A 25,837-nucleotide genomic window follows, 5' to 3' on the forward strand; every position below is an offset into this window, starting at 1 on the left:
TTTTAAAAGCAGGTGGAAAAATGAAAATTATTGCTGTCACAGGGTACAAGCCATTTGAGCTTGGGATATTCAAACAAGACGAGCCTGCACTTCAATACATAAAAGCGGAGCTTCAAAAAAGGCTGACAGCCCTGATTGAAGAAGGCCTGGAATGGGTTCTCATATCAGGCCAGCTTGGGGCAGAAATCTGGACAGCTGAAGTGGTATTTGAGCTTCAAGAGGAGTATCCAGCGTTAAAACTTGCTGTCATTACGCCATTTTATGATCAGGAAGAGCGCTGGAATGAACAAAACAAAGAGTTGTATGAAGGAATTCTTGCACAGGCCGATTTTGTAGAAAGTGTCACGCATAGACCGTATGAAAGTCCGGCACAATTTAAACAAAAGAACCGTTTTTTTATTGAAAAAACAGATGGACTCCTCGTCCTTTATGATCCGGAGCATGATGGCTCACCAAAGTACATGATCAAAGAAGCGGAAAACTATACAGATTACCCCATTATGTACATCACAATGGATGATTTGAGAGCGCAAGTTGAGGCGGAAGATCCGTTTTTTGACTAAAAGCAAGAGAAAATTTGACAACGTCACGTATTTCTGAAAAAATATACTATGAATTCACGATATGAGGTGAAAAAGATGCTTGCTGATAAAGTAAAGCTTTCTGCAAAAGAAATTTTAGAAAAAGAATTTAAAACAGGTGTCAGAGGATACAAACAAGAAGAAGTCGATAAATTTCTAGATATGGTCATTAAAGACTATGAGACCTTCAACCAAGAAATCGAAAAGCTTCAACAAGAAAACCTCCACTTGTCTAAACAGCTTGAAGAAGCCGTTGAGCAAGGGAAAAGACAGCCTGCACAGTCTAATACAACAAACTCTGATATTTTAAAAAGACTATCTAACCTTGAGAAACACGTTTTCGGCAGCAAACTTTATGATTGAGCCTTGCTGAAAAAAGCTTGTGCCTGATGTCATTGTCGTTTATAATAACGCTTGTTGATTAACGTTCGGGTAATCGCTGCAATGCTTTTAGACATTGCAGAGGAAAGTCCATGCTCGCACGGTGCTGAGATGCCCGTAGTGTTCGTGCCTGGCGAAAAAATAAGCCAGGGCAGCCTGGGAAAGGCTGACGGCAGGAAAAATGCCTACGTCCTTTTAGGATATGGCAAAGTATCCTTGAAAGTGCCACAGTGACGAAGTCTCACTAGAAATGGTGAGAGTGGAACGCGGTAAACCCCTCGAGCGAGAAACCCAAACTTGGTAGGGGAACTTTCTCAAAGGAACCAAACGGAGAGAAGGACAGAGAATTCTGTAGATAGATGATTACCACCTGAGTACGAGGCATTTGCCGTTTGCAGTACAATGGAACAAAACATGGCTTACAGAACGTTATATCCGTTATGATAAACATGATGAAAACAAAGCTCTCCTATTTCAACATATGGAGAGCTTTTATCTTGGAATACATAAAAGGACGAGAAAACAGGTGATAAATCAATGAAAACCTATACACTTATCGCAACGGCTCCAATGGGAATTGAAGCGATTGTTGCAAAAGAAGTAAGAGACCTTGGCTATGACTGCACAGTAGACAACGGAAAAGTGATTTTCGAAGGAGACGCTCTTGCGATTTGCCGTGCGAACCTTTGGCTGCGTACAGCAGACCGCATAAAGGTACAAGTTGCTGAATTTTCGGCAAAAACATTCGATGAGCTGTTTGAACGCACAAAGGCGATTGACTGGGCCGCTTTTTTACCGAAAAACAGCACGTTCCCAGTCATCGGTAAATCTGTGAAATCACAGCTTGCCAGTGTGCCGGATTGCCAGCGTATCGTCAAAAAGGCGATCGCGCAAAAGCTCATATACACTTACAACATACAGTCTGAATGGCTTGAAGAAACAGGACCTGAGTATAAAATTGAGGTTGCTCTTTTAAAAGATAAAGCTGTGCTCACGCTTGATACATCTGGTGTAGGTCTTCATAAACGGGGGTACCGCATGGATCAAGGCGGAGCACCTATTAAAGAAACCCTTGCGGCTGCACTCGTGCTATTAACGAACTGGACACCTGACCGTCCGTTTGTTGATCCTTTCTGCGGATCAGGAACAATCGCTATTGAAGCTGCCATGATTGGACAAAACATTGCCCCAGGATTTAACCGGGAATTTGCGTCCGAGTCATGGGAGTGGATTGGTGAAGATGTATGGAACAAAGCGCGTCACGAAGTGGAAGAAAAAGCAAACTATGATCAGCCGCTCCGCATTATTGCAAGTGATATCGACCACCGGATGATAGACATTGCAAAAATGAATGCAGAAGAAGCGGGACTAAGTGAATTGATTGAGTTTAAACAAATGCAAGTGAAAGACTTTCAAACAAAAGAAGATTACGGTGTGATTGTCGGAAATCCGCCTTATGGAGAACGACTCAGTGATAAACCAGCTGTTGAAAAAATGTATCAAGGAATGGGCGAAGCACTTAAAAGCCTAGACACATGGTCCATTTACATCTTAACGTCACATGAAAAGTTCGAAGAGTGCTTTGGTAGAAAAGCAACGAAAAAGAGAAAACTGTTTAATGGTTTTATTAAAACAGATTATTACCAATATTGGGGAAAACGCCCGCCTAGAAAACAGACAACTGAATTATAAAAAATGTCACACCTACAGAAGGTGTGGCTTTTTTTATCCCAGAAAGGTATAAACCTTCACGGGACGGAATAAACTGAACTTGATTTTAAAAAAAGAGGTGTCTCCATGATACAATATGATCAATTTCAGTTAATCCAAAAAGCACTCGCTTCGACTGCTCAAGAAATTGAAGGGCAAGAAGGTGGACAATCTGCTCAGCTGACAGCAGCCATCGAAGATTTAGCGCTTGCTCAGGCTTACATAGAGCGTTCTGAGCATGCATTTTTAATGAAAGAAACCTATCAACATCGTTTGCGGTCGTAAAAAAGATTGTCATTCCCCAGCATAAATGTTACTATAGAATGTCTGAATGATTCAAAAGTTGGGGGTTGAAGCAGGTGACAGCATCTCGTTTGCCTTTTTCATTATCAAAAGAACATAATTTTTACGAAGAACTGGGCAACTGGATTGGTGATGTGTTCTATGACATTTTGCCAGAAAAGGGCTTTGATCTTCGAGATGAACAAATATTCATGGCTTTTCAACTAGAAAGAGCCTTTAAAGAAAAAAGTGTGATGTTTGCCGAAGCTGGGGTAGGCACAGGCAAAACCATCGTTTACCTATTATTTGCGGTCACATATGCAAGGTATACAGGGAAACCTGCGATTATTGCATGTGCAGACGAAACGTTAATTGAACAGCTAGTGAAACAAGAGGGTGATATCTATAAAATTGCCAATCACCTTGATATTCAAATAGATGCGAGATTAAGTAAATCGCATGATCAATATTTATGCTTAAAGAAATTAGAGAAAACCATGCAGCGTGAAGATGATGAGAAGTGGCTCGATATTTATGAATCGCTTCCTTCGTTTGTTCATGAATCACATGGGATGCAGAACTTTTATCCGTACGGTGATCGAAAAGAGTACCCAGAGCTATCCAATGATGAATGGTCACGCATTGGCTATGACTCGTTTCAGGACTGCTTGACGTGCGATATGCGTCATCGCTGTGGTCTGAATTTATCAAGAGATCATTACCGGAAAGCAGCAGACCTTATCATCTGTTCTCATGATTTTTATATGGAGCATGTGTGGACGAAGGAATCCCGCAAACGCGAGGGCCAGCTTCCGCTGCTTCCAGAACATAGTTCCGTTGTATTTGATGAAGGCCACCTTCTTGAATTTGCCGCACAAAAAGCACTGACATACCGAGTGAAGCAATCAATGCTCGAAACCTTTTTAGAGCGCCTGCTTCAAAACGATATACGCGAAGAGTTTGCCGAGCTCGTTGAAGATGCACTTGCCACAAACGATGAGTTCTTTTATCTCTTAAAAACACATGCCAAAGAAATCAAGGGCTCGCATCGACTTGAAATTGGACGTGTGGATGAGGTGAAGCGTTCTGCAAGTGAATTGTGTGATTTACTTGAAAAAATCGGAGAAGCACTCGTATTTGAATCAGAGATGTATACAATCGATCAATACGAATTGTCTGTTGTGGAAGAGTACATTGAACAAATGGCGTATTCTCTGTCGCTTTATCAAAAAAATGCGATTAGCTGGCTTGAAAAGCAGGAATTAGATACGACATTTGTTGTGATGCCAAAGACTGTCGCAGAGGTGCTTGGTGAAAAGGTATTCTCGCAAAAAAGACCATACATTTTCTCTTCTGCTACATTGTCTGAAAATCAATCCTTTGATTATTTAGCTGAAAGTCTTGGGATTAAAGATTACTTATCAATGAGTGTCGCTTCGCCGTATGATTACGATGAACAAATGAAGATTTATTTCCACGGGATTCAGCAGCTTCAAGAGCAAGAAACAAAAGGACAGCAAGTGATCACTCAGCTGAAAGATAGTGGAGGACGGTCTCTCATTTTGTTCCCTTCATTTGATGAACTTCATTTCTTTAGAAAGCAGCTTGAGGCATCGAATGAATCACTGCCTTTCCATGTGTACTTTGAGGGAGACGAGGAAATCAGCACGATTGTTCAAAAGTTCCAAGCAGATGAGACATCTGTGTTATGCTCTGTTCACCTTTGGGAAGGGCTGGATATTCCAGGACAATCATTAACAAATGTGATCATCTGGGGACTTCCTTACCCGCCTCATGATCCGGTATTTGAGGCGAAACGGAATGAAGCAAAGGATGCTCGTGCTGAAGTCGACCTTCCGTATATGCTGCTGCGCTTACGACAAGGTATTGGAAGACTGATTCGGACAAGCCAAGATGCAGGAACCATTCATATTTACTTTGACCGCAAGGAAGATACAGAGCTTCAAAGTAAAATTGAATCCGTTCTGCCAGTAAAGCCAATCATCACATCTTAAATAACACCCGAACGAGAAAAAGAGGAGGATACCATCTGTGTATCCTCCCTTTTTCATTGACAAAAGAACATTTCTTGAAGTAGCCTTGAAACGTACATACATATTTTATCGATTGGGGGAACAAACATATGAGTCTTGAAGCAAAAGAGAAAGCGTTTTATCAATTACTAGGAAAAATCGCCCACTATACGGAGGCGCTCCATTTACTTTATTGGGACTCTAGAACACAGGCGCCTAAAAAAAGCGCCGATTTCAGAGCTGAAACGATCGGTCAATTATCAAGTGATATTTTTAATATGAAGACTTCTGATGAAATGAGAGATCTTCTTCACGCATTAAATAAACACCGAGATGAGCTGTCAAAAGATACACAAAAGGCGCTCGAATTATCACAAAAAGAGTATGATGAAAACAGCAAAATTCCGAAAGAAGAATTTAAAGAATACTCCATTTTACAATCAAAAGCAGAGCATGTCTGGGTAGAAGCAAGGGAGAAATCAGACTTTTCACTCTTTGCACCATACTTAAAACAGCTCATCGATTTTAACAAGCGTTTTATTCAATATTGGGGCGTGAAACAAACGCCATATGACGTGCTGCTCAATAACTATGAACCAGATATGACGGTTGAACAGCTCGATCAAAAGTTTGGTGCACTTCGTGATGCCATTGTTCCTCTCGTGAAAAAAATCGAAGCCTCTCCTCATAAACCGGATACTTCATTTTTATCGAAAAGCTTTCCGATCGACAAACAAAAGGAACTTAGTCTTTTCTTCTTAAAAGAATTAGGGTATGACTTTGACGCAGGACGTCTGGATACAACAGTTCATCCGTTTGCTGTGACATTGAGCAGAGGGGACGTTCGTGTGACGACCCGTTATGATGAGCATGATTTTCGGATGGCGATCTTTGGCACGATTCATGAGTGTGGTCATGCCATCTATGAGCAAAACATTGATGAGGCGCTGAGCGGAACGTTATTATGTGATGGCACATCAATGGGGATCCATGAATCACAGTCTCTTTTCTTTGAGAATTTTATTGGCAGACATGAAGACTTCTGGAAAACGTATTATCAAAAGCTTCAAGAAGCGTCTCCTGAGCAGTTTAAAGATGTCTCTTTAGAAGAATTTGTGCATGCAGTGAATGAATCGAAGCCGACTTACATTCGAATTGAAGCAGATGAGCTCACATACCCGCTTCACATTATCATCCGCTATGAAATTGAAAAAGCGATATTTAATGAAGAGGTGGCGGTCGAAGACCTGCCTGCACTTTGGAATGAAAAATATAAGGCATATCTTGGCATTACGCCTCCTAATGATGCACTCGGCATCTTGCAGGATGTTCACTGGTCTGATGGTAGCTTTGGATATTTCCCTTCATATGCCCTTGGTTATATGTATGCGGCGCAACTAAAGCACCAAATGATCAAAGATTTACCGAATTTTGATGAGCTAATTCAAAATGGGTCTTTTGCGCCGATAAAAGAATGGCTCACAACACATGTTCACCAACACGGAAAACGCAAAAAGCCATCTGAAATCATTCAAGATGCGACTGGTGAGGAATTAAATGTACAATATTTAATCGATTATTTAACTGATAAATATACGAAACTGTATTTATCTTAAATAAAAGGCACCCTTTGCTTAGAAGGGTGCTTTTTTGATGCTTGAATATTCTAAAAACGAACGTTTTGATCTGATCTATTATTTAAGTTCGGTATTTTTCTAGAAAAGTGCTTTCCAAGCGTCAGAAATCTTGTTATAATTTGAACACTATAACACTCATATAATCGCGTGATGATGGCACGCAAGTTTCTACCGGACACCGATACCGTCCGACTATGAGTGAGCAAATGAAACAGCTCTTGTTTGAGCTGAAGATCCGTGGATCGTTTTCGCATTGCTTGCTCCTCATGGACAGCAATGCTTTTTTTATGCGAAAAATGAAAATATTTGCCAATATGCTGGGAGGAAGAATGATGGAATTGTTACGTCAAAAAATTGAGAACGAAGGAATCGTTCTGTCAAATCAAGTGTTAAAGGTTGATGCCTTTTTAAATCATCAAATTGATCCTGTCTTAATGCATGAGATCGGGCAAGAGTTTGCTAGATTATTCAAGCATGATGGCATTACAAAAATTATCACAATCGAATCTTCGGGCATTGCACCTGCTGTGATGGCTGGACTAGCTCTTCAAGTACCCGTTGTTTTTGCTCGAAAACGTCAATCACTAACACTAACAGAAAACCTATTAACAGCGAGTGTGTACTCTTTTACAAAAAAAGTAGAAAGCACGATCGCTGTCTCAAATACGCATCTCGGTGAAAAAGATTGTGTATTAATCATTGATGACTTTTTGGCGAACGGTGAAGCCGCTAAAGGACTTGCGGCAATCGCAAAGCAGGCGAAGGCAAAAGTAGCCGGATTTGGCATTGTCATTGAAAAGTCATTCCAGCCAGGAAGAGATGCGCTTGTTCAAATGGGCTACCGCGTCGAATCCCTTGCACGGATTGAATCACTTGAGGAAGGGAAAGTCACGTTTGTACGAGAGGTACAATCATGAGTGCTGCTAAAAAAGCGAAAACACTCTCGCTAGGGATTCAGCATGTGCTGGCGATGTATGCAGGTGCCGTTCTTGTGCCGCTCATTGTGGGAGATGCACTCGGCCTCACACCTGCACAACTGACTTACTTAATCTCAGCAGATATTTTCATGTGCGGGGCTGCCACGCTCCTTCAAGTTTGGAAAAACCGTTTCTTTGGTATCGGTTTGCCTGTTGTATTAGGTTGTACATTTACTGCGGTTTCTCCTATGATTGCGATTGGCTCTAAATACGGAATTTCGTCTATCTATGGAAGTATTATCGCTTCGGGGTCTATTATCATTCTGTTTTCCTTTTTCTTTGGGAAGCTTGTGAAATTTTTCCCACCTGTCGTGACAGGGTCTGTCGTCACCATTATTGGCATAACCCTTATTCCAGTAGCGATGAACAATATGGCAGGAGGAGAAGGAAGTGCTGATTATGGTTCTTTTGAAAATCTAGGTCTCGCCTTCCTTGTGCTGTTTATCATTGTGCTGCTCTATCGATTCACAACAGGTTTTATGAAGGCGATCGCCATTTTAATCGGTATTCTTCTTGGGACAGCCGTCGCTGCATTTATGGGGAAAGTGGAAACAGCTGAGGTGGCGAACGCACAAGTTTTCCGCATGATTGAACCATTTTATTTTGGCATGCCTACCTTTGAATTTGCACCGATTATGACGATGACGTTAGTGGCGATTGTGTCATTAGTCGAATCAACAGGTGTTTATTTCGCACTAGGTGATTTAACAAACCGCTCATTAAAAGAGAAGGACTTAGCGAAAGGCTATCGCGCAGAAGGGATTGCTGTGTTATTAGGTGGTATCTTTAATGCTTTTCCTTACACAGCCTACTCGCAAAACGTTGGGTTGATCCAGTTGACAGGGGTCAAGAAAAATCAAGTTATCGTTGTGACAGGCGCATTGCTCATGTTATTTGGACTTTTTCCTAAAATTGCTGCATTTACGACGATTATTCCAAAGTCAGTTCTTGGCGGCGCAATGGTTGCCATGTTTGGGATGGTCATTGCCTACGGTATTAAAATGCTCTCGCGCGTGGATTTTGCCAAACAGGAAAACCTACTGATTGTTGCATGCTCAGTGGGGATCGGTTTAGGTGTCACCGTTGTGCCGCAAATGTTTGAGCATCTGCCAGAATCAATCAAATTATTAACAAGTAATGGCATCGTGGCCGGCAGCTTTACCGCTATTTTGCTTCATATTATTTATCACATGATTCCTTTTAAAAAAGAAACCGGGCAGGACCTGATGGAAGAGCCTAAGAAATCTGTTGTGTAAACACTTCCCTTGGAGCTGAAAGCCCGCATCTTTTGGATACGGGCTTGTTGTGATTAGCGCTATTAATGTTGTACCGGTTGCATTGTTTCGTTAATGACTGCAAATGTATAGCCCCTTGCTTTTAGCTGTGTAATCAGGCTATCTAAATAGTTTGTGGTAGAGGGTTGATCATGCATTAAAATAACTTTTGGTTCCCATGGTTTATTTTTCTCAAACATTTGAAGTTGATTCAATACCTCTGGAACATATTGTGAGTTTTTATATCTCCAGTCAAGGCTATCAATCGTCCAATCCCAGTAAATAAAGCCATTTTGGTTTAAACGTACTTTTTGATGATATGTTAAATTTGGAACACTGCCATAGGGTGTTCTCACAAGACGGGTGTAAACGCCTGTAACAGAAGCAAGAATGCGCTGAGCTTCTCTCATTTCATTTGCGGGAGACTCACTGTTCTGATAAAAGCGGTTTATATCATGCGTCATGCCATGAAGCCCTAATTGATGTCCTTCTTGATAAAGTCTTTTCACAGCTGCTTGGTGTGCTTGGATTTGCGGTCCAAGCATGAAGAATGTCGCCTTCACGTGATGTGCTTTTAATACATTTAACAGCTGATTTGATGTAGCAGAAGGACCATCATCAAATGTTAAAAAGACGGTTTTATTCGTTGTCTGTTGGTTTGGATTGGTCTTAACATGTGTATCCAATGTTCTTGTAGAATGATCTTTTGCTTTCAGACTGATGCTTGTGTCTCGGAAGTCACTGTTGGCAACAATTTTTGCTTGCCCATGTGTCGCCTGCAAATGGGGTTTAGACATATTCCATATAAAAAAGAGAAACAGTGTAAGAAGCACTAAACCAATTATCTTCGAGAGAAGTATCGTGTTGTAGGGTGTCTGTTTTTTGGACACCTTTTTCATTACAATCACTCCAGTCAATTAAATTTTGTGCCGAATCATGTAGTAGATTCTATCTTTTTTCACTGTTTTTCATGGTGTTCATATTGATTAAGTATACAGGAAAAAAACACCTTTTTATATATAATAATCAAATAAATTAGCATTTTATGGTTATTGATTTGTATTGATCAGAAAAAAGGGTGATCCATTCATGTTTAAATGAAATCATTCTGAATAATGATCGAAACGTTGATATGTATACGCTAAGATAGCATCAGATTTAACCGTTAATGCGAAGCGAAGGGAGGTTCCGTATGAAAGTGTTGTATAATGACGATTTCATTGAAAAAAAGGATGCTCATGTGGATATTGGAGATAGAGGCTATCAATCGCGAAAAACATGGAGAAAAGCTCTTACCCCTACAAAATAAAGAAGAAACAAAAGAGATCAAAGTCAGTACAACTGAATCAGAGATTGGCTACTATGTAAAAGGTGAACGTGAAAAGTCATTTGCTTATTCCTTTCATACAGCTTGTGATTCAAAAGGATTTATTTTTGGATCACTGGTCACAGGTGGCAATGTTCATGATACTCGTATGTTAGATTCACTCGTAAAACAGGTGACAGAGAAAATCGGAAAACTAAATGTAGACACGGTAGATGCTGAATGTCCAGCGTACCCCTTTATAATTATGTGAAAACCCCACTTTTACTTGAAGTAAAGGTGGGGTTTGTCTACGGTCTGCACTTCTCTTTTAGAGGTGTTTTTTTGCATAAAAAAAGCAGGTTCGCTTGGCTTGGAACGAACCTGTGAAGGAGGAAAACTACATCATGTTTTCACCTATATTATCCAATATTTATCAATTGTCGTCAAGACAAAAAGTTAGACGGAGGAAAATATTTTGACTGAATTGTGACGATTTGGCATGTATATCCTTTTTTCGATAGGGGATATTAACCGAAAAAAGAGGTGAAGCCGATGGCGTATATTCTTTCAGTTGGAACGAGTCACCCGAAGCATCACGTGGATCAGAAAACCGCTGCCGAATTTGCAAGGTCTCAATTTAAACGATCGTTTAAAGATATTGACCGCCTGCTGAGAGCTTTTCAAAATGGAGAAATTGAGAGCAGGCAATTTGTTCAGCCCATTGAATGGTATCAGACGCACCACTCTTTTGAAGAGAAAAACAATATCTATTTGGAAAAGGCATTGACTCATGCAAAGGAAGCGATCATACATTGTCTTCAAGAGAAGGCGTTTCTAAAAAAAACAGTCCCGGTTGAAGAGATTGATGCATTGTTTTTTATTTCAAGTACCGGCTTATCAACCCCAAGCCTTGATGCAAAGCTCATGAACGTCCTTCCTTTTTCTCCTTATACGAAACGAGTACCGATCTGGGGCTTAGGGTGTGGGGGCGGTGCGGCAGGGCTGTCTCGGGCTTATGAATACATAAGGGCATTTCCAGAAGCAAAGGTACTTGTCGTTGCCTGTGAGCTGTGCAGTTTAACTTTTCAGCCGCAAGATCAATCAAAAAGCAATTTAATTGGCACCTCCTTGTTTGGAGACGGGACGGCAGCGGTTCTTTTAGCTGGAGAAAAAGCTGCTCTTGAATATGCCCATTTAAAAACGGTCCCTAAAGTATTAAGCACGCAATCCGTCACGATGAAAGATTCTGAGGATGTGATGGGCTGGGACTTTACAAGTGACGGCTTTCGGGTTATTTTTTCCCGCGACATTCCGTCTATGATTTCCGGCTGGTTAAAAGAGCAGGTGGATCAATTTTTAGAGGAGCAAGGATATTCAACTAATGACTTATCCGTATTTCTAGCCCATCCTGGAGGAAAAAAAGTGATTGATGCCTACGTTGAAAGTCTATCTTTACGAGAGGATCAGCTGTTTTCTTCAAAAGAAGTACTCAAACAACACGGAAATATGTCCTCTGCCACAGTTTTGTATGTCATCAAGCATTTCCTAAAACATCAATCAGCTGAAGCGGGGGAGATGGGCCTTTGCGGTGCGCTTGGTCCGGGCTTTTCCTCAGAGCTGCTGCTTATGAAGTGGGAGGAGGTCTTATCATGATCATTTGGCTTGTCATCGGTTTCTTCGTTTGTCAGAGGCTCATTGAGATGCTTGTGGCGAAAAGAAATGAAAAGAAAGTAAAAGCAATAGGTGCCATAGAATTTGGTGCTGGTCATTATCCCTATATGGTGGCTATGCATATGGCTTTTTTTCTCTCACTTATAGTTGAGATAAGGCTTTTACATAAAGGGCCATCCCAGTATTTTCTTGTACTGCTCCTTTTCCTGATGGCTACACAGCTCATTCGGTACTGGGCATTGTGCTCCCTTGGGACGTACTGGAATACGAAAATTTTAGTCGTGCCAAACGCAATGATTGTAAAAAAAGGTCCGTATCGCTGGTTGAAACACCCTAACTATGTAGTCGTGGCGATTGAGCTTTTGCTGATCCCGCTATTGTTTGAAGCGTATGTGACTGCCATTTTGTTTACATGTTTAAATGCATGGATGATGGCTGTACGAATTCAAACAGAGGAGAAAGCATTAAATCAGTATTTGCTAAATTAATATTGAAAATCATTATCAATTGTGCTACACTTTCATTAATGATAAGCATTCTCAATCATGAAGGATGGACGGTGATCACACGACAATGATATTCTTACTCGGTACGGTGTGTGTATATAGCCTATTAATTGGCTTCGTATTAAAAGGTGTGTCCAAAAAATCTGCTTCCTGATTTCAGTCAATTGCGACTGATCGGGCAGCAGATTTTTTTATTTCCTCAGATGAGAAGAAAATTCTCTTTATTTTGTGTAAAATGGTATCACATACATAACTGACTTTTCTAAAAACAAAGGGGTTTATCGTCATGAAAGACTTGTCTATTCGAGATTCGCTCGTTCAAACTACAGGCGCTTTATATCAAAGCCTTCTCAAAAGGGATGATCATGAGCGCGCTGCCAAACTTGCATCGATTATCAAAAAGGAAGCAGAAGAAGAAGTATATATCGCATTTACCGGCCACTATTCTGCTGGAAAGTCATCACTTGTGAATCATCTGCTTCATGATCACATTTTGCCAACGAGTCCAATCCCAACAAGTGCAAACTTGGTCGTCGTGAGGAAAGGGGAAAGTGAAGTGCAGCTTCACACCTCTGATGGCCGTTTTGCAAAAATGAGCGGTTCTTATGATAAAGAAGCAGTACAGCGTTTCTGTAAGGATGGAGAACAGATTGAGATGGTGGAAATTAGCGGTGACTATATAGGCCTTGAAGAAAAGGTGGCACTGATTGATACGCCAGGAATTGATTCAACGGATCATGCCCACTTTATGTCTGCTGCGTCTATTCTTCATCAAGCAGATGCTCTTTTTTATGTCGTTCACTACAACCATGTTCATTCTGAAGAAAACATTCGTTTCATTCGCTCCATTAAAGAAAAAGTGCCAAATCTTTATTTCATCGTGAATCAAGTGGACCGGCATGATGAGCATGAAACAGCATTTGAAGACTACAAAAATCAAGTGGTTGACATGCTCCTTAAAGAAGGCATTGAAGAAGATCATCTATACTTTACATCTGTAACCGATGAGACGCATCCAAGAAATGAAATGATTCGTTTAATCAAAAAACTGCAAGAATTACAGACGTTGCCGAAAGCATCACTTCGGGCTTATACGGAGCAGAAAATTGAGCATGTCTTAAAAGAACACATTGACTCGTTAAAAGAAGACCTGCAAGGTGAGGAGCTTGGGTTACAGCTCCAAGAAAAAAGAAAAGAAGTAAATGAATTGGAAGCGAAAAATCACTTCATTGAAAATGGAGCCAAACAGTTAGAAGAAGAAGTATCTACTGAAGTCGAGAGCATTTTGAAAAATGCCAACCTAACGCCATTTAAAATGAGAGAACTCGCAAGCGACTATATTGAATCAAAAGCATCTGGCTTTAAAGTGGGACTGCTTTTTGCTAAAAATAAAACTGAGCAGGAAAAAGAAAAACGCGCAACTGACTTCTTAACAGATGTTAAAGCGAGAATGAAGGCAGAAGTGGACTGGCATATTGCTGAGCTACTAAAAAAAGAAGTCAAGAAACATCAACTTGGTGAAGAGTTATTAAATCAAGTGATGGCGTTTGAAACACCTGTACAAGAATCACTTCTTGAAAGTGTGATTCATCATGGAGCAACGTTCTCCAATGAATACGTACTGCAATATGCAAAAGATGCTGGCGAAGCCTTGAGAAGACAGGCTAAGCAGCAAGCGATGCCACTGATTGAACAAATGGTGGAGTCGCTGAAAGCCAAGCTTATGGAAGATAAAGCAGAGCAGCAAGAAAAATGGGCTCAGTCTGCAAAAGAGCTCCAAACACTCGAGCAATGCACCAGAAAAAATGAACAAATGAAGCGAGATATTCAGCATGTATGGGATATTTGGCAAAATGGAACGGATGAACAGATCGAAGAAGATTGGTTTTATACGAAAAAGAGACAAATGCAGCATGATCTGCTAAAGCAGGAGCAAGCGACCATTCATCCTGCTGAGAGCGACCAAGAAAAACCGAACAAGCAGATTGATCAACCTCAAATGCGTCAGTCACAGCATGTCACGACGGCACAGTCGATTGACCAGTTTGAACAGCTTTCTCAGATTTTATTGCCATTAGATGCGCTCCAATCTCAAAGAAAGTCTTTTGAAAAACGAACAAAACGGCTGCAAGCGAAAGAATTCACACTCGCTTTATTTGGGGCTTTTAGTTCGGGGAAATCTTCCTTTGCAAATGCCCTCGTCGGGAGAAAGGTGCTGCCATCCTCTCCCACACCAACAACGGCAACCATTAACAAGCTGACGCGGCCGACGGAAGATCACCCGCATGAAAGTGTCAAAGTGGTATTCAAAACCGAACAGGATATATTTGAGGAGCTCAATCAGATCCTAGGATTTCCGATCTCAGAAGAAAAAGGGGAGACGTTTACATCCAAGCTCAAACGAACGCTCAAAAAAAGACAGCTTGAACAAGATCACCGCGTCATTGTTGAACATTTTTTACAAGCACATACCCGTTTCGTTGATCAGATTACGAAGCAAACGCCGCTTCATGTCACCCTTCAAGAACTGAGGCCATATGTGGCGGAAGAAGCTGTTTCTTGTGTGGTGAAGGAAGTGACGGTTTATTTGAGTACACCTCTAACAGATAAAGGGCTGACTATTGTTGATACGCCAGGCGCTAGCAGTATGAATAAGCGTCATACAGAGATCGCTTTTCAATATATGAAGGATGCAGATGCGCTTCTTTATTTAACTTACTACCAGCACTCTTTTTCGAAGGCAGATCGGTCATTTTTACGTAAGCTTGGGCTTGTAAAAGATTCATTTAGCATGGATAAAATGTTCTTTATTATCAATGCAGCTGATCTCGCAAAGGATCAAGCAGAGCTTGACACCGTCTTTGACTATGTAAAAAATGAGCTCACAAAAGAAGGCATAAGAAACCCAAACCTTCATCATGTGTCCAGTAAGGAAGAGATCGAAGGAAAGGGAGAGACAACTTATAATCAATACGCAAAGCTTAGAAAGCAGCTCGATTATTTTATAGAGGAAGAATTAACGAAAGATGCGATCGAGCTGTTGTATTTTGAAGCACGTACGTTATGTAGAACAGTCGACAAACTGCATGCGACGCTGCATCAGTCAGAAGATGAGAAGCAAGAGGAAAAGAAAAAGATAAACGCATCCTATGAAGCAATTCTTGATCAAATGAGTCATATTAAACAATCTAAGCTAGTGACAGAAAGCGTGAAAAAGGACTTACATGAACAGCTCTATCATATTGTGCAGCGCCTATCACTATTTGCGAATGATTTGTTGAAGACAGCCTTTTATCCTGGAATATCTCAAGGAAATTTCGGACAGCAATTGAAAAAAGCACTTGAGAAGGCACTAAAGGATTATGAATTTGAATTTGTACAGGAGTTAAAGGCACTTGATATCCGGATGGAATCGTTTATTCATCAATACTTCCAAGAGGAGTGGGAGAAAGGATTGCAGGCGGCATGTGCAGAAGACCCTTACTTTTCTCTCTCACTGTCGCCGCCAGAAGAGAAAAATGCTGAGCTGAAACAAATTGAAGTCGAAGCTGAACTAACGCCATTCGAACCGCTCTTAAAGAAACAAAAATCAGCGAAAGCTTTCTTTGAACTGAATGGAAAGGCTGCGTTTATTGAAGCGATTCGAGACATTCTTCATCAGTTAACCACGAAATGGGCTGATAAAGAAAAAGAAGAATTACTGAGCAGGTACGACATGATGGTGAAGACGTCTACGGAAAGATATGAAACAGAAGCGCTCGAGCAGCTAAGTGAACAAAAACAAACATTTATCACGAGCCTAACGACAGATGCCAAAGAGCAGGCGGTTATTGAACAAGTTTATGAACAAACAACCGAATGGAAGAACCAGTTGAAAACCATTTGATTCATGGTAGACTAAATAAAAAAGAAAGCAGTTGATAGAAAATGACGAGCGTACACGAAGAGATTTCAGCACACTCACAAAAGCAGCATGCTCATATTCAGTCCTTTCTTGAGCTTGAACAGAAAAGAGAACAAGCAATAGAGACGGCTGTCGTCAAATGTGAGCAAAACGAGCCATTTACAACAGACGAGATCAACGCCATTACGTCGAAGATGAATGAGCTTGCACGAGGCGGTATTGTTCCGCTGCGTAAGCATGTGACGAATGATATGGTCAGGGAGTATGTCGAGCAGAAACAGAAGTAAAGAGTAAATCTCTCTTTTTTGGTCATCTTAATGAATGTACCGAGAAAGGGGAATGATCATGAAAAAAAAGCAACAGACAAAGCAGCAGGATGAGCGTGACCCTAAACAAAAAGAAATGCCGTCCTATGTAGAAGCAGAGTCGAAAAAAATGCAATACGGTCAAAAGTAAACGGGCTGCCTCTTCTTTTCTAAAAGAAGAAGGCGCCTTTTTCATGTCTAGTTTTGCGTTCTGTGATAGAATAGGAGTATTGTTTTGAAAAAGGGAGTTTATAAGAATGAATAAACACGTACTGCTTGTAGATGGAATGGCGCTTTTGTTCAGATCGTTTTATGCAACGGCTGTCCATCGCAATTTTATGATAAATGACCACGGTGTGCCGACAAATGGAGTCAATGGCTATTTGAAGCACTTATTAACAGCTGTACAGACATTTGAGCCAACTCATATTGTGTGCTGCTGGGATATGGGAAGCCAAACCTATCGAAACGAATTGTTTCAAGATTATAAAGCGAATCGAGGAGAGGCGCCTGTCGAGCTCATTCCGCAATTCGATTTAGCAAAAGAGGCTACAGAAGAACTAGGAATTGTGAACATTGGTTTAAAGGGCTTTGAAGCAGACGATTGTATTGGTACACTTGCTGCGCTTTACGAAAAAGAAGCACGCGTGACTGTCCTAACTGGTGACAAAGATTTGCTGCAAATTTTGAATGAACAAGTGACTGTTGCCTTGATGCAAAAAGGAATTGGCAATTATAAGCATTATACAAAAGCCTTATTTGAAGAGGAAATGGGAATCTCGCCAAAGGCACTCATCGATATGAAAGCACTCATGGGTGATGCAAGTGATAATTATCCAGGTGTCAAAGGAATCGGAGAAAAAACTGCTTTAAAATTTATTCAAACATATGAAACGATTGACGGTTTGTTAGAAAATGTCCATGAACTAACGGCTGCACAGCAAAAAAAAATGCAAGCAGGATTAGAAGATTTGAAGCTTTCTCGTCTATTGGCAGAGATTAAATGTGATGTCCCGCTCAGCTGTCCAATGGATAAGACGAAAATGAACATCAATCAAGAACGTGCTGCTGCTATGCTGAGGCACCATCAAATCAAAGGAATCGAACCGATGATGAATCGTTTAAGTACAATAGAGATCAGCTAAAGCCGATCTCTTTAGCGTGTAGACAAACCCTCGCATTCGGTGTCAGGTCTGCGCTTCGGTGCTCACGAATGTTCAATTCGATCCGCTCCGGTACTCGGCCTTCCTAGACTGCAAAGGTTTTCTATCACGCTGAAAGGTTCATCTTTTTGTATTGCTTTTCTTCGCTCTATTTTCCAGCTGCGATAGTGGCTGTTTATCTTTTGTTTGCGCATCACCTTGTGGGGTTGTCCCATTTGTGACACGACCTTTATTTTCTTTATCCAATCAGTATCACCTCACACACATTAGCATAACCGAAAAAAAGCGATTCATCCTTTAGATAGGTGAATCGCTTTTCTAGCGAGCTGATCTGCTACTTGATTTTCCTTACTCGGAATCCATTTAATAAAAAATAAATCAAACTGGCTTTGAAGCTCGATCATCTCTTTGATAAAGTGCTGAAAGGCTGGATTTTTAGCAAATCCTGCATTCGCTGCCCGGTCAACTACTTGTGAATCTGTTCGAAATGAAACGGTACGCAATCCTTTTTCTACGCATATTTTCATCCCCTCGATCAGAGCAGAAAATTCTGCTTCGTGATTGCTCATGGGTTCAAGAGGAATGGAAAAGGATTCAGCCTTTCCATCATATTTGATGAAAATGCCGATGCCAGAGGGACCTGGATTCCCTGCACTGGCACCGTCAATGTATATTTCTGCAGGCACATCATTTCACCCTTTCATCAAGCGGAACCATTTTTTTCGCTGCATACGCGTAAGGTGTTGCAATTGCAGCGACGATAAATTTAATGACATATGTCGTGATGAAGATTTCTATCCATACATGAAATGGATACGTGCCAAGAAAGGCAATGGTCGTGAAAATCAATGTATCAAGAAGCTGGCTAATCATCGTACTTCCGGCATTGCGCACCCAGAGCGCGCCATCGGAAGGAAATATCCGGCGAATAAACGAATATACATAAACATCTAGCATTTGACTGATGATATAAGCAGCGAGACTGCCAAGTGCAACCCTTGGCATAAAGCCAAATATGGTTTCCAGCGATGATTGTGAGATATCAGATGGGGCGGGGTGGAAAAGCAAAGCTTCCTGCATGACAACAGTTAGTGTTAAAAGGGTGGCAAAACCAATCCAGACAGCTTTTCTCGCTTCATTTTGTCCATATTTTTCATTCAATACGTCCGTTGCAAAGAACACACTGCCATATAAAATATTTCCAAGTGTTGCCGTTAAGCCGAATAATTCAACGGTTTTGACAACTTGTAAATTTGCGGCAACCGTCGCAAAGCCAATCCAGACAAAAAGGCCCATCTTGCCAAATCCTTTATAAAATAGAAGAACAATGATAAAATTAATGATCGCAAATAAGATCCAAATACCTTCATTAAACAAGTGACATGAACTTCCTTTCTCATTGTAAAATGTAACTTTTTGATTATAGCATAACGTATGTTTACCTTAAAAGCACGGGAAGGCGATGTGATCAATGAAATTAAGAGCACACTACACAATGAAAGTGAAATCAATTGGGTCCATTGCTTTTTACCAAGAAGATTGGTTGGAGCTAAAAGAGGCCTTGAGGTTAGCAAAACATATCGACAAAAAAGAACCCCAGTCTCTTCTGTCATTTGAAGATGAAAAAGGGGCTATGTGGTCTATAAAAGAACTTGAAAAGCTAAATGAAGAATTAAAGCTTGAACCGGATCAGCTTCAAGTCTATTTTGATGCAAGTTTTCACAAAGAAACAGGCGACTCTGGTCTTGGGATTGTCATCTACTATAAGCTAGGAAAAGACGCTTATCGATTGAGAAAAAATCAGTCTTTCCAAGGGAGCACCAATAATGAAGCAGAGTATGCGGCTTTATTTGAGGCAGTGAAAGCTTTAAAAGACCTGGGGGCAAGCAGAAATTCTGTCACGATTAGAGGAGATTCACTTGTTGTCATGAATCAGTTAAAAGGAGAATGGCCTTGTTATGATGATGTACATAACAAATGGCTTGACCGAATTGAAGCGGCTTTAAAAGAGCTGAAGCTGACGCCAACCTATGAAGCCATCGATCGGAAACAAAATGCAGAAGCGGATCAGCTTGCAAGACAGATTCTTGCAGACGTCCCAATCGAAAGTACTTTGAAATTAGAAGCAGACGGAGCTGAATAATGTGGATAAAAAAACAGCAGTACAAGAATTGACCGATCTTCAAGACACGTATTGTTCAGATTGTTTGATTAAGAAGCATTTTCGAAAAGAATTTGGCAAAAAATACGCCCATTCCTTTTGTATACAGCAATGCACCGTTGGAGAGAAGATAAAAGAATATGGTCAGACTCTGCTCAAAAAATAAACGGACGCACCGGTTTTCCCTGCTCAAACATTCACTCTTGAAAAAAAACGAATAGAATGTGTAAAAAAAGAACATATTCCGAAAAATGAGCCGATATAACTATAGAAAGTTTTGGTTGAGTTACTTTTTGACTAAGTGACGGATATTAGAGGAAAAGGGGAAGGCCGGTATGAATAATAAGGAGTTCGAAACGGTATTACATCGAACATTTCAAGAGGTGTACAGCGATCTAGAGCAACTTGTAGATGTAGCAAAGAAGGGAAGACCTTTTCTCGAAAAAGATATCTCTGAAATTGAACAACGACTGAAGCAAAATATTTTAGCAATTGAAATTCAGCTGAAAATTAAATAAGAGAGGCATAAGCCTCTCTTTATTTTGCATCATTGATTTGGTTGATTAGATTTTTGTTACGTTTGCAGCTTGAGGTCCACGATTACCTTCAACGATTTCAAAAGAAACTTCTTGTCCTTCTTCTAAAGACTTGTAACCGTCACCTTCGATAGCTGTGAAGTGAACGAATACATCGTCTCCACCTTCAACTTCAATGAAGCCGAAACCTTTTTCATTATTGAACCATTTTACTTTACCGTTTTGCATATTGCTTTTTCCTCCTAGTACTGTAGCATACCTTTTGGCATACTAAAAAAAATTTTCATCACCTAACGACTTTGCAGTTGTTAAATGATGGTTCCACTATACACCATCAAAAGTAAAGCGTCAAGCGGGAGAGCCAAATTTTGAGCAGAATGTTTGATTTTTTTTGACAAATAACAATAATAGCTAAACCGTCCCCATTTTCTGAAACTTTATGCACAGTTTGTCCGTATATAAAAAAAATACAGAAAGAGGTGCTATCATCATGAATCGTTATACACTCGAAGAATTTGTTCAGAATACGCAGCAGGAAGATAAGGGAGAAGGGGTCTTCGAACTTGAAACACCAAGACTTTTAGAAATTAATTTGACTGATACCATTTGGGCAAAAACAGGTTCCATGGTTTCGTACCGAGGCAAAATCAAATTTGAACGTGAGGGCGTGTTTGAACATGGCGTCTCAAAGATGTTCAAAAAAATGCTGTCAGGAGAAGGCACTTCACTCATGAAGGCAACAGGTGATGGAAAATTATATGTGGCAGATCAAGGCAAAAAAATTTCAATTCTTCGTTTGGCTCAAGGCGAATCCATTTTTGTAAATGGGAATGATTTGCTCGCATTTGAACCTTCAGTCCGCTGGGATATCAAATTGATGAAAAAAGTGTCAGGGATGATTGCAGGCGGATTATTTAATGTCAAATTAGAAGGACCAGGCCTTGCTGCGATTACGAGTCATTATGAGCCGCTCACATTGATTGTTCAGCCGGGTGACTCTGTCTATACAGATCCAAATGCGACAGTTGCATGGTCAGGGGATTTAAAAACTGAATTTGTAACAGATGTTTCATTCAAAACCTTTATTGGCAGAGGAAGCGGAGAGTCTATTCAAATGAAATTTAGCGGAAGCGGATTTGTTGTCGTGCAGCCGTTTGAAGAAGTGTACACAACAAATGGAAATCAAGGATAAAGAAAAAAGGTGTCCGTCATTGACGGGCACCTTTTTATGATAATGCGCGAGCATACGTTTTGTTATTCGTGATGAGATCTGATTGCTCAACGATATCTTCCAAAATGGTTTGAGAAGAATGCTTTGAGTGAAGATTTTTCATGTTTTGTTTCATGGTTTCTAACTTTTCTTCATCTTGAAGCAAGTTGGTCACAGATTCTAAAATGTCTTCATGTCTGTTGATGACGATGGCTGCACCATAATCTTCAAAGAAATGAGCATTTTCCTTTTCTTGTCCAGGGACAGGCTTGTAAAGAATGACTGGGACGCCGATTGCAGTTGCTTCTGTTAAAGTAATGCCACCTGGTTTTGTGATCATACAATCTGTTACTCTGAACAATTCATCAATTTGTTCCACATATCCAAGCGCCTTCAATTGATCTGGATGTGCTTGTTCAAGATCGCTTAGTGATTGTTTCAGCGCTGCGTTCTTTCCGCATACAACAACAATTTGTACTTCACTGTCTAGAAGCAACGCTTCACATAATTCCTTGACATTTTTCAGTACACCATGAGCACCGGCCATAATCAGAAGAACTTTTTTGTTTGATGATAATCCATATTTTTTATAAATCTTCGATTTTGGCACGTCTGCTTCAAATTGTGGTCTAATAGGAATGCCTGTCACTTTGACATCGCTTGGATGTGTGCCGATTTCCACTAATTTTTGTTTCACATAATCGGTTGCAACATAGTACCGGTCGATGTTTTCATGTACCCAAATCTTATGAAGACAGAAATCTGTCATGACATTAAATGTCGGGATGACTTTTCCTGTTTTGTTCCGGTATTCAGGAACAACAATCATCGGGAATGTAATAATAATGATATCCGGATTGTGTAATTGAATAAGTTCATCAAGACGCTTATTTCCCATTTTTAAATAAATGTTAAATTTGCGTTTATTGTAAATTTTATCTACACCGTAATAAAACAAGCGATAAAATTGTTTCCCAATGGAAAAGCTCTTCAAGTATAAATATTGAGTCACTTCCGACACAATGGGATTTGATTCTTGATACAAATTAGAAACTACAACATGCTCAAAGCCTTGGGATTTGCACTCATCATACAGTGTTTTAGCCACCTGCATATGTCCATTTCCATAATTTGCGGTCAAGATTAATATTTTTTTATTGGTATTCAAGAATATTCACCTCAAATGTAATCAACAACAACAAAACTTCGTACGAAAACTATTAATCTCATAGGTCTACATATACATAAAGATAACATATAAACAGCGAGAGCATATCATTCGTTACGAAAGAATTAAACTAATTTTAAAAAACAACAAGACTAAATTGATAATGGAAGACAGAGCCATTTGTATTTTAACACATTTTGGCCATTTATCATCAGACTACAGTCTATTTTATTCCCAAATGTATGGTGTTTCTTGATAAACATAATAATTGAGCCAATTCATAAACAGTAAAGTGGCATGGGCTTTCCATCGATTCACTGGGGCTAATGTGTCACCATCTTCTATAAAATAGTGGACAGGTTTTTGGACTGTATCATCTTTCAACAAATCTCTTTCATATTCCTGCTTCAATGTGTCCGTATCATATTCAGGATGTCCAGTTAAAAATACTTGTTTATCATCATCTGAAACAATTAAACAAACACCCGCTTCTTCAGAGACACTCAATACTTTTAAATTCGGCGTGTTTTTTAATTGTTCTGTATTAATATCTGTATGCCTCGAATGTGGGACATAGTATACTTCATCGAAACCTCTGACTAATCTTTCTTTTTTCTCTTTCACAAGATGCTCAAATACACCAAATTTTTTCTCAGCAAGCTTGATTTTCTCAATACCATAATGGTGATATAGGCCTGCCTGTGCACCCCAGCAAATGTGAAGAGTAGACGTCACATTCGTTTTACTCCAGTCCAAGATGTCCTGCAGCTCTTTCCAATAGGAAACTTCTTCAAAAGCTAAATGCTCAATTGGTGCGCCGGTGATGATCATTCCATCAAATTTCTTATGGCGAATCGATTCAAAGGTCGTATAAAATTCATCTAGATGCTCTCTCGACGTATTCTTCGGTGTATGCGTACTTGGAATCAAAAACGTAAAGTACACTTGCAAAGGAGAATTTCCGAGCATTCTTAGCAGCTGCGTTTCAGTTTGTATTTTTTTTGGCATTAAATTTAAGATCACGATATTCAAAGGACGGATATCTTGCTTGAATGCCCTTGTCTCATCCATGACGAAAATGTTTTCGCTCTCTAGTATTTGTTTTGCCGGCAGATGAACTGGTATGTTAATAGGCAACTCGCCACCCCCTGAATCAAAGCTAATTTCACTTCATTATAGGAACTTTCTGGCGATATTTCAATGTTTCAATTATGTTACAATGAAAAACAGAGCAAAAACAAAGCTGTTTCTCGAAAAAAAGGAGGCCGTTTATTTATGATCACAAAGCATTTATCAGATATTGACATCGCCCAAAAGGCAAAGCTGAGACCTATTCAAGACATCGCAGCAAAGCTGCAAATACATGACGAAGAATTAGAATGCTATGGTTTCACAAAAGCGAAAATATCTTTGACTATTTTTGACCGTTTAAAAGAACAAAAAGAAGGACATGTGATCCTTGTCACATCGATCAATCCAACGCCAGCAGGTGAAGGGAAGTCCACCGTCACAGTCGGGCTCGGTCAAGCCTTTGAAAAAATAGGGAAAAAAGCAATCATTGCAATGCGAGAGCCTTCATTAGGTCCTACAATGGGCATAAAAGGCGGTGCAGCAGGTGGAGGATATTCACAGGTGCTACCAATGGAAGAAATCAATCTTCATTTTACAGGAGATTTTCATGCCATTACTTCTGCACATAATGCCTTATCTGCGTTCATTGATAACCATATCCATCACGGAAATGAACTTGGCATCGACGCGCGCCGCATTGTATGGAAGCGAGTGCTTGATTTAAACGATCGTGCTTTAAGACAGGTCGTTGTCGGACTTGGTGGACAGGTAAATGGGTATCCTAGAGAAGACGGGTTTGACATCACGGTTGCCTCCGAAATGATGGCCATCCTTTGTTTAGCAGAAGACTTAACCGACTTGAAAAAACGTCTTTCTTCTATTGTTGTTGCCTATAATCAAGATGGGGAGCCAGTCACTGTTGGTGCACTTGGATATGAAGGTGTTTTGACGTTACTTTTAAAAGACGCACTCAAACCGAATCTTGTACAAACGATTGAAGGAACTCCGGCCCTCGTTCATGGCGGTCCTTTTGCCAATATTGCCCATGGATGTAATAGTTTAATTGCAACTAAAATGGCGGCGAAATTAGCCGATTATGTCGTAACAGAAGCTGGATTTGGAGCAGATCTTGGAGCGGAAAAGTTCCTGCACATTAAAACAAGAGCTGGTGATTTCAAGCCTGGTGCAGTTGTCATTGTGGCGACTGTCAGAGCATTAAAGATGCATGGCGGAATGAAGAAAGCAGAACTCAAAGAAGAGAATGCACAAGCCGTATTAAAAGGTATACATAATTTAGAAAAGCATATTGAAACTGTGCAAGCCTTCGGTCTTCCGTACATTATCGCAATAAACAGGTTTATCACTGATACAAAAGAAGAGATTCAAGCGATAGAAGATTGGTGCCTTGCACATGACCATCCAGTCAAAGCTGTGAATGTATGGGAAGAAGGTGGCGAAGGCGGGACAGCACTTGCCGAAGAACTCGCAACACTTATTGAAAAGAAGAAGAACAGCTTTTCCTATTTGTATGAAGAGCATGATTCCATCGAAGAAAAATTATCTAAGGTTGCCAAAGTGGTTTACGGAGCAGACGGGGTCACACTCACTTCAAAAGCAAGAAAGCAGCTGGCAGCCATCGAGGAAAACGGCTGGGGGCATTTACCGGTGTGTATGGCAAAAACGCAATATTCACTTTCGGATGATCCAGCTTTAATTGGGAGACCAAAAGGTTTTACCATTACGATTCGTGAGTTAAAACCATCTGTAGGAGCAGGATTTATTGTTGCTTTAACCGGAAGCATTCTGACAATGCCAGGATTACCTAAAAAACCAGCGGCGCTCGAGATGGATTTATTAGAAGACGGCAGTGTGACAGGACTCTTTTAACCGGAAGCATAAAAAGCGATTTTATAAAAGAAGCATGTTACGATAGGGAAAAGTGAATCCTAGGAGGCTATGAG

General features: G+C 40.3%; 25 protein-coding genes, 1 other RNA gene, 1 pseudogene and 1 riboswitch. Of the genes and pseudogenes, 20 read left to right on the top strand and 7 right to left on the bottom strand.

What is annotated here, in order from left to right:
- Window positions 1-20: 20 nt before the first annotated feature.
- The 9 genes from MHI11_RS08670 (at window position 21) to pbuX (ending at window position 8,857) form a co-directional block, all read left to right on the top strand.
- A complete protein-coding gene (locus MHI11_RS08670) occupies window positions 21-563 on the top strand; it encodes a DUF1273 domain-containing protein (RefSeq protein WP_309250976.1) in 543 nt (180 codons plus the stop codon).
- A gap of 75 nt (window positions 564-638) precedes the next feature.
- Window positions 639-944 (top strand): cell division regulator GpsB, encoded by a 306-nt coding sequence (gene gpsB / locus MHI11_RS08675; protein WP_044141143.1) that lies wholly within the window; start codon window positions 639-641, stop codon window positions 942-944.
- A gap of 61 nt (window positions 945-1,005) precedes the next feature.
- Window positions 1,006-1,389, top strand: an RNA gene (gene rnpB, locus MHI11_RS08680) — RNase P RNA component class B.
- Window positions 1,390-1,499: 110 nt separating this feature from the next.
- Window positions 1,500-2,654, top strand: coding sequence for a THUMP domain-containing class I SAM-dependent RNA methyltransferase (locus MHI11_RS08685; protein WP_044141144.1), 1,155 nt, complete (start codon window positions 1,500-1,502; stop codon window positions 2,652-2,654).
- Between the two features lie 105 nt (window positions 2,655-2,759).
- Window positions 2,760-2,957, top strand: a complete 198-nt coding sequence (locus MHI11_RS08690; protein WP_003215966.1) for a hypothetical protein — start codon at window positions 2,760-2,762, stop codon at window positions 2,955-2,957.
- Between the two features lie 74 nt (window positions 2,958-3,031).
- The gene (locus MHI11_RS08695) at window positions 3,032-4,969 is read left to right on the top strand and encodes an ATP-dependent DNA helicase (RefSeq protein ID WP_044141145.1); all 1,938 of its coding nucleotides are present in this window, start codon (window positions 3,032-3,034) and stop codon (window positions 4,967-4,969) included.
- Between the two features lie 128 nt (window positions 4,970-5,097).
- Window positions 5,098-6,603 (top strand): carboxypeptidase M32, encoded by a 1,506-nt coding sequence (locus tag MHI11_RS08700; RefSeq protein WP_340960856.1) that lies wholly within the window; start codon window positions 5,098-5,100, stop codon window positions 6,601-6,603.
- Between the two features lie 136 nt (window positions 6,604-6,739).
- A riboswitch (purine riboswitch) is annotated at window positions 6,740-6,839 on the top strand.
- Window positions 6,840-6,956: 117 nt separating this feature from the next.
- Complete coding sequence (xpt, locus tag MHI11_RS08705; RefSeq protein WP_003215672.1) at window positions 6,957-7,541, top strand: xanthine phosphoribosyltransferase; 585 nt, start codon at window positions 6,957-6,959, stop codon at window positions 7,539-7,541.
- On the top strand, window positions 7,538-8,857 hold the full coding sequence (pbuX, locus tag MHI11_RS08710; RefSeq protein WP_340960857.1) for a xanthine permease PbuX: 1,320 nt from the start codon (window positions 7,538-7,540) through the stop codon (window positions 8,855-8,857). Before xpt ends, pbuX begins: the two co-directional genes overlap by 4 nt.
- A 62-nt stretch (window positions 8,858-8,919) precedes the next feature.
- Here pbuX and MHI11_RS08715 read toward each other — a convergent pair whose 3' ends face one another.
- Window positions 8,920-9,774 carry a polysaccharide deacetylase family protein gene (locus MHI11_RS08715; protein WP_340960858.1) on the bottom strand — a complete coding sequence of 285 codons (855 nt, stop codon included), beginning with the start codon at window positions 9,772-9,774 and terminating at the stop codon, window positions 8,920-8,922.
- A 363-nt stretch (window positions 9,775-10,137) separates the two neighbouring features.
- Here MHI11_RS08715 and MHI11_RS08720 point away from each other — a divergent pair.
- The 6 genes and pseudogenes from MHI11_RS08720 to MHI11_RS08745 form a co-directional block, all read left to right on the top strand.
- Window positions 10,138-10,419: pseudogene (locus MHI11_RS08720) on the top strand (IS5/IS1182 family transposase); the annotation flags it as partial.
- A gap of 314 nt (window positions 10,420-10,733) precedes the next feature.
- Window positions 10,734-11,834 carry a type III polyketide synthase gene (locus MHI11_RS08725; protein WP_340960860.1) on the top strand — a complete coding sequence of 367 codons (1,101 nt, stop codon included), beginning with the start codon at window positions 10,734-10,736 and terminating at the stop codon, window positions 11,832-11,834.
- Window positions 11,831-12,340 carry an isoprenylcysteine carboxyl methyltransferase family protein gene (locus tag MHI11_RS08730; protein ID WP_044141151.1) on the top strand — a complete coding sequence of 170 codons (510 nt, stop codon included), beginning with the start codon at window positions 11,831-11,833 and terminating at the stop codon, window positions 12,338-12,340. The genes MHI11_RS08725 and MHI11_RS08730 overlap by 4 nt, the downstream gene beginning before the upstream one ends.
- A gap of 304 nt (window positions 12,341-12,644) precedes the next feature.
- Entirely contained in the window at window positions 12,645-16,244 is a 3,600-nt protein-coding gene (locus tag MHI11_RS08735) for a dynamin family protein (protein ID WP_340960863.1), read from the top strand.
- Window positions 16,245-16,285: 41 nt separating this feature from the next.
- Window positions 16,286-16,549 carry a YpbS family protein gene (locus tag MHI11_RS08740; protein ID WP_106065475.1) on the top strand — a complete coding sequence of 88 codons (264 nt, stop codon included), beginning with the start codon at window positions 16,286-16,288 and terminating at the stop codon, window positions 16,547-16,549.
- A gap of 275 nt (window positions 16,550-16,824) precedes the next feature.
- A complete protein-coding gene (locus MHI11_RS08745) occupies window positions 16,825-17,712 on the top strand; it encodes a 5'-3' exonuclease (protein ID WP_340960865.1) in 888 nt (295 codons plus the stop codon).
- A gap of 138 nt (window positions 17,713-17,850) precedes the next feature.
- Here the strand turns inward: MHI11_RS08745 and MHI11_RS08750 are convergent, their stop codons facing one another.
- Genes MHI11_RS08750 through MHI11_RS08760 form a run of 3 tightly spaced genes read right to left on the bottom strand, consistent with a single transcriptional unit; the run spans window position 17,851 to window position 19,107 of the window.
- Window positions 17,851-17,976 carry a hypothetical protein gene (locus tag MHI11_RS08750; RefSeq protein ID WP_003215584.1) on the bottom strand — a complete coding sequence of 42 codons (126 nt, stop codon included), beginning with the start codon at window positions 17,974-17,976 and terminating at the stop codon, window positions 17,851-17,853.
- Window positions 17,977-18,020: 44 nt separating this feature from the next.
- Window positions 18,021-18,416: a reverse transcriptase-like protein gene (locus MHI11_RS08755; RefSeq protein ID WP_282061380.1), complete on the bottom strand. Its 396-nt coding sequence runs from the start codon at window positions 18,414-18,416 to the stop codon at window positions 18,021-18,023.
- Window position 18,417: 1 nt separating this feature from the next.
- Window positions 18,418-19,107: a queuosine precursor transporter gene (locus MHI11_RS08760; RefSeq protein WP_003215661.1), complete on the bottom strand. Its 690-nt coding sequence runs from the start codon at window positions 19,105-19,107 to the stop codon at window positions 18,418-18,420.
- A gap of 94 nt (window positions 19,108-19,201) precedes the next feature.
- Between MHI11_RS08760 and MHI11_RS08765 the strand changes: the two genes are divergently transcribed.
- From MHI11_RS08765 to MHI11_RS08775, 3 genes are all read left to right on the top strand, one after another.
- Complete coding sequence (locus MHI11_RS08765) at window positions 19,202-19,873, top strand: ribonuclease H family protein (RefSeq protein WP_106065472.1); 672 nt, start codon at window positions 19,202-19,204, stop codon at window positions 19,871-19,873.
- Window position 19,874: 1 nt separating this feature from the next.
- Window positions 19,875-20,057 (top strand): zinc-finger domain-containing protein, encoded by a 183-nt coding sequence (locus MHI11_RS08770; RefSeq protein WP_003215998.1) that lies wholly within the window; start codon window positions 19,875-19,877, stop codon window positions 20,055-20,057.
- Between the two features lie 169 nt (window positions 20,058-20,226).
- Window positions 20,227-20,409, top strand: a complete 183-nt coding sequence (locus MHI11_RS08775) for a hypothetical protein (RefSeq protein ID WP_003215507.1) — start codon at window positions 20,227-20,229, stop codon at window positions 20,407-20,409.
- 45 nt (window positions 20,410-20,454) lie between these two features.
- Here the strand turns inward: MHI11_RS08775 and cspD are convergent, their stop codons facing one another.
- Complete coding sequence (gene cspD / locus MHI11_RS08780) at window positions 20,455-20,655, bottom strand: cold-shock protein CspD (RefSeq protein WP_003215784.1); 201 nt, start codon at window positions 20,653-20,655, stop codon at window positions 20,455-20,457.
- 262 nt (window positions 20,656-20,917) lie between these two features.
- On the opposite strand from cspD, the gene MHI11_RS08785 reads away from it, so the two are divergent.
- Entirely contained in the window at window positions 20,918-21,619 is a 702-nt protein-coding gene (locus tag MHI11_RS08785; RefSeq protein WP_044141159.1) for an AIM24 family protein, read from the top strand.
- A 34-nt stretch (window positions 21,620-21,653) separates the two neighbouring features.
- On the opposite strand, the gene MHI11_RS08790 is transcribed toward MHI11_RS08785, so the two are convergent.
- Window positions 21,654-22,805: a diglucosyl diacylglycerol synthase gene (locus tag MHI11_RS08790; protein ID WP_044141160.1), complete on the bottom strand. Its 1,152-nt coding sequence runs from the start codon at window positions 22,803-22,805 to the stop codon at window positions 21,654-21,656.
- 228 nt (window positions 22,806-23,033) lie between these two features.
- A complete protein-coding gene (gene metA / locus MHI11_RS08795; RefSeq protein ID WP_044141161.1) occupies window positions 23,034-23,942 on the bottom strand; it encodes a homoserine O-acetyltransferase MetA in 909 nt (302 codons plus the stop codon).
- Window positions 23,943-24,080: 138 nt separating this feature from the next.
- Between metA and MHI11_RS08800 the strand changes: the two genes are divergently transcribed.
- Window positions 24,081-25,763 (top strand): formate--tetrahydrofolate ligase, encoded by a 1,683-nt coding sequence (locus MHI11_RS08800; protein ID WP_340960866.1) that lies wholly within the window; start codon window positions 24,081-24,083, stop codon window positions 25,761-25,763.
- Window positions 25,764-25,837 lie beyond the last annotated feature (74 nt).

The organism is Bacillus sp. FSL K6-3312 (assembly GCF_038007485.1).
Taxonomy (GTDB): domain Bacteria; phylum Bacillota; class Bacilli; order Bacillales; family Bacillaceae; genus Bacillus; species Bacillus pumilus.

Bases quoted from the DNA above. Each gene is read 5' to 3' on its own strand.
- MHI11_RS08725 (WP_340960860.1), top strand. From the start codon at position 10,734: ATGGCGTATATTCTTTCAGTTGGAACGAGTCACCCGAAGCATCACGTG.
- MHI11_RS08800 (WP_340960866.1), top strand. From the start codon at position 24,081: ATGATCACAAAGCATTTATCAGATATTGACATCGCCCAAAAGGCAAAG.
- cspD (WP_003215784.1), bottom strand. From the start codon at position 20,655: ATGCAAAACGGTAAAGTAAAATGGTTCAATAATGAAAAAGGTTTCGGC.
- xpt (WP_003215672.1), top strand. From the start codon at position 6,957: ATGGAATTGTTACGTCAAAAAATTGAGAACGAAGGAATCGTTCTGTCA.
- MHI11_RS08730 (WP_044141151.1), top strand. From the start codon at position 11,831: ATGATCATTTGGCTTGTCATCGGTTTCTTCGTTTGTCAGAGGCTCATT.
- gpsB (WP_044141143.1), top strand. From the start codon at position 639: ATGCTTGCTGATAAAGTAAAGCTTTCTGCAAAAGAAATTTTAGAAAAA.
- MHI11_RS08715 (WP_340960858.1), bottom strand. From the start codon at position 9,774: ATGAAAAAGGTGTCCAAAAAACAGACACCCTACAACACGATACTTCTC.
- MHI11_RS08700 (WP_340960856.1), top strand. From the start codon at position 5,098: ATGAGTCTTGAAGCAAAAGAGAAAGCGTTTTATCAATTACTAGGAAAA.
- MHI11_RS08735 (WP_340960863.1), top strand. From the start codon at position 12,645: ATGAAAGACTTGTCTATTCGAGATTCGCTCGTTCAAACTACAGGCGCT.
- MHI11_RS08685 (WP_044141144.1), top strand. From the start codon at position 1,500: ATGAAAACCTATACACTTATCGCAACGGCTCCAATGGGAATTGAAGCG.
- MHI11_RS08745 (WP_340960865.1), top strand. From the start codon at position 16,825: ATGAATAAACACGTACTGCTTGTAGATGGAATGGCGCTTTTGTTCAGA.
- MHI11_RS08785 (WP_044141159.1), top strand. From the start codon at position 20,918: ATGAATCGTTATACACTCGAAGAATTTGTTCAGAATACGCAGCAGGAA.
- MHI11_RS08765 (WP_106065472.1), top strand. From the start codon at position 19,202: ATGAAATTAAGAGCACACTACACAATGAAAGTGAAATCAATTGGGTCC.
- pbuX (WP_340960857.1), top strand. From the start codon at position 7,538: ATGAGTGCTGCTAAAAAAGCGAAAACACTCTCGCTAGGGATTCAGCAT.
- MHI11_RS08690 (WP_003215966.1), top strand. From the start codon at position 2,760: ATGATACAATATGATCAATTTCAGTTAATCCAAAAAGCACTCGCTTCG.
- MHI11_RS08775 (WP_003215507.1), top strand. From the start codon at position 20,227: ATGAATAATAAGGAGTTCGAAACGGTATTACATCGAACATTTCAAGAG.
- MHI11_RS08740 (WP_106065475.1), top strand. From the start codon at position 16,286: ATGACGAGCGTACACGAAGAGATTTCAGCACACTCACAAAAGCAGCAT.
- MHI11_RS08670 (WP_309250976.1), top strand. From the start codon at position 21: ATGAAAATTATTGCTGTCACAGGGTACAAGCCATTTGAGCTTGGGATA.